Here is a 2,599-nt window from a genome sequence, read left to right as displayed (position 1 = left end):
TCGACTGTTTTTCCGGAATCGCGGGAGACATGACGTGCGCGGCGCTCCTCGCTCTCACGGGGGCGGAAAGGGATCTGCGCCGCGCGCTCCGGGGTCTCCCCGTTCGCGGCTATTCCTTCTCCGTCGAAAAGGCCTCCTCCGCGGGGATGGCGGGGACGCGGGTGAGCGTAAAGCTCTCCGCACGGAAAGGGTCCACGAGGCATCTTCCCCAGATCGTCTCCCTCCTGCGGCGGGCGAAGCTCCCCGCGGGGACGCGGGAGCGCGCCATCGTCGGTTTCGAGCGGCTCGCGGAGGCCGAGGCGAAGGTCCACGGGACCACGATGGAGAAGGTGCATTTCCACGAGGTGGGGGCGACCGACGCCATCGTCGACATCGTTTCCGCCTGCTTCCTCTTCGAGCATCTCGGCGCCCCGGGCGTCTTCTGCTCCCCGCTTCCCGGCGGGTCCGGCGAGGCGTGGTCGTCCCACGGGAAGATCCCGGTTCCCGGCCCGGCGACCCTCGCGCTTCTGACGGGCGCCCCTTGGCGGTTCGGCGAGGGGGAGGGGGAACTCGTGACCCCCACGGGCGCGGCGCTTCTACGGGCGTTCGAGGCCTCCTTCGAGCGGCCCCCCGGGATGGTTGTCCGGGGTGTCGGGATCGGCTTGGGGCACAGGGAGATCCCGGGGAGGGCGAACATCCTCCGGGTGGTGGAGGGCGAAACGGTACCCGACGCGCCGGGCCACGACCGCGTGCTCGAGGTGGAGGCGAACATCGACGACATGAGCCCCCAGCGCTTCGAGGTTCTGATGGAACGGGCCTTTGCCGCGGGGGCGCTGGACGTCGCCGTCCTCCCCGCGATGATGAAGAAGAACCGTCCCGGCTGGGTGCTGCGGATCCTCTGCCCGGAGGAGCGTCTCGAGATCGTCTCCGCGGCGGTATTCTCCCTGTCCACCGCCATCGGCCTCCGGTATCACGCCTGCGACCGGCTGAAGCTCGCAAGGAGGTCGGGGACGGTGGATACGCGCTTCGGCAAGGTGAGGGTCAAGGAGGCGGAACTGCCGGACGGGTCGATCCGCCCCGTCCCCGAGTACGACGACGTGCGCAGGATCGTCCGGGCCGGGAAGGCATCCTTCGAGGAGGTGGCCTGGGAGGTGGCGAGGAAGTGGCGAAGGTAAAGGTCGAGTACGCCTGCACCGCCTGCGGGTTTTCTTCCCCGAAGTGGCTGGGCAAGTGCCCCGACTGCGGGCAGTGGGGCTCCCTCGTCGAGGAGGTCGCGGCGGCGGAGACGAAATACCGCGTCGCCTCGGAAGGGTTCCCCGCGTCGAAGCCGGTTCTCCTGGCCGACGTGTCGGAGAGCGCCTCGGAGCGCACCCGGTGCGGGATCGGGGAATTCGACCGCGTCATGGGGGGCGGCGTGGTCCCCTCCTCGGCGACGCTTATCGGCGGGGACCCGGGGATCGGCAAATCGACCGTTCTCCTGCAGGTGGCAAGCGGCCTTGCCCGCGAGGGCAGGCCGGTGCTCTACGCCTCCGGGGAGGAGTCGGAGGCGCAGGTGAAGCTCAGGGCCTCCCGGCTCGGCGTGCGGGGGGAGGGGATCTTCCTGCTGGCCGAGACCTCGGTGGAACGGGTGATCCAGGCGACGTCCGAGCTGTCCCCATTCGCGCTGATCGTCGACTCCATACAGACGATGTTCACCTCCGACCTTCCCGGTTCGCCGGGCGCCGTCGGGCAGGTGCGCGAGTGCGCGGGAAGGCTCGTCTTCTTCGGAAAGAAGGCGGGCGTATCGGTCTTCCTCGTGGGGCATGTCACCAAGGAAGGGACGATCGCCGGGCCGCGGGTCCTCGAGCACCTGGTCGACACCGTCCTCTATTTCGAGGGGGAAAAAGGGCACCCGTACAGGATCTTGAAGGCCGTGAAGAACCGGTTCGGGTCCACGAACGAGATCGGCGTGTTCGAGATGCGGGCGACGGGGCTCTCCGAGGTGGCGGACCCGTCGGGGCTGTTCCTGTCGGAACGCTCCGGGGAGACGTCGGGGACGATCGTCTTCCCGGCGGTGGAGGGGACGAGGCCGCTCCTCGTGGAGGTCCAGGCGCTGGCCAGCCAGTCGTTCCTCGCGATGCCCCGGAGGACGACGCTCGGGGCGGACACCAACCGGGTGATCCTGCTGTGCGCGATCCTCGAGAAGAAGGCGGGTCTCTCCCTCTACAACCAGGACATCTTCGTGAACGTGGCGGGGGGGATCCGGCTCGACGAGACGGCGGCGGACCTGCCGCTTCTGTGCGCGGTGGCGGGCAGCTACCGGGACCAGGTCATCCCGTCGGGCACGGCCGCTTTCGGCGAGGTGGGGCTGGGAGGGGAGGTGCGGGCGGTCCCGATGGCGGAGAGCCGCCTGAACGAGGCGGCGAAGATGGGGTTTACCCGGGTGCTCCTCCCCGCGTCCAACGCCGAGCGCCTCTCCGCGAAGTTCCCGCTCACGCTGGTGCCGGTCCACCACATCCGGGAAGCCCTCGCCCATGTGGGGAAGAAGACCTCGTAGAGGAAGCCGCCCCGCGAGCGGTTCACGACCCCCGGAAGCCGCGTGCCAGCAGGTAGAGTTCGAACGATTCCTTCCGGGTCGCGG

At 69.3% G+C, this 2,599-nt stretch carries 2 protein-coding genes; both read left to right on the top strand.

The window, feature by feature from the left end:
- The coding region (larC, locus tag VJ307_03625) for a nickel pincer cofactor biosynthesis protein LarC (protein HJX73223.1) at positions 1-1,154 on the top strand (1,154 nt) is incomplete at its 5' end.
- Entirely contained in the window at positions 1,142-2,515 is a 1,374-nt protein-coding gene (radA, locus tag VJ307_03620; GenBank protein ID HJX73222.1) for a DNA repair protein RadA, read from the top strand. The genes larC and radA, both read left to right, overlap by 13 nt.
- Positions 2,516-2,599: the final 84 nt, after the last annotated feature.

This window comes from Candidatus Deferrimicrobiaceae bacterium, from assembly GCA_035256765.1.
In the GTDB taxonomy this organism is placed as follows: domain Bacteria; phylum Desulfobacterota; class Deferrimicrobia; order Deferrimicrobiales; family Deferrimicrobiaceae; genus CSP1-8.
The sequence above is the reverse complement of the archived record's forward strand: the minus strand, read 5'-3'. Positions and strand labels throughout refer to the sequence as shown.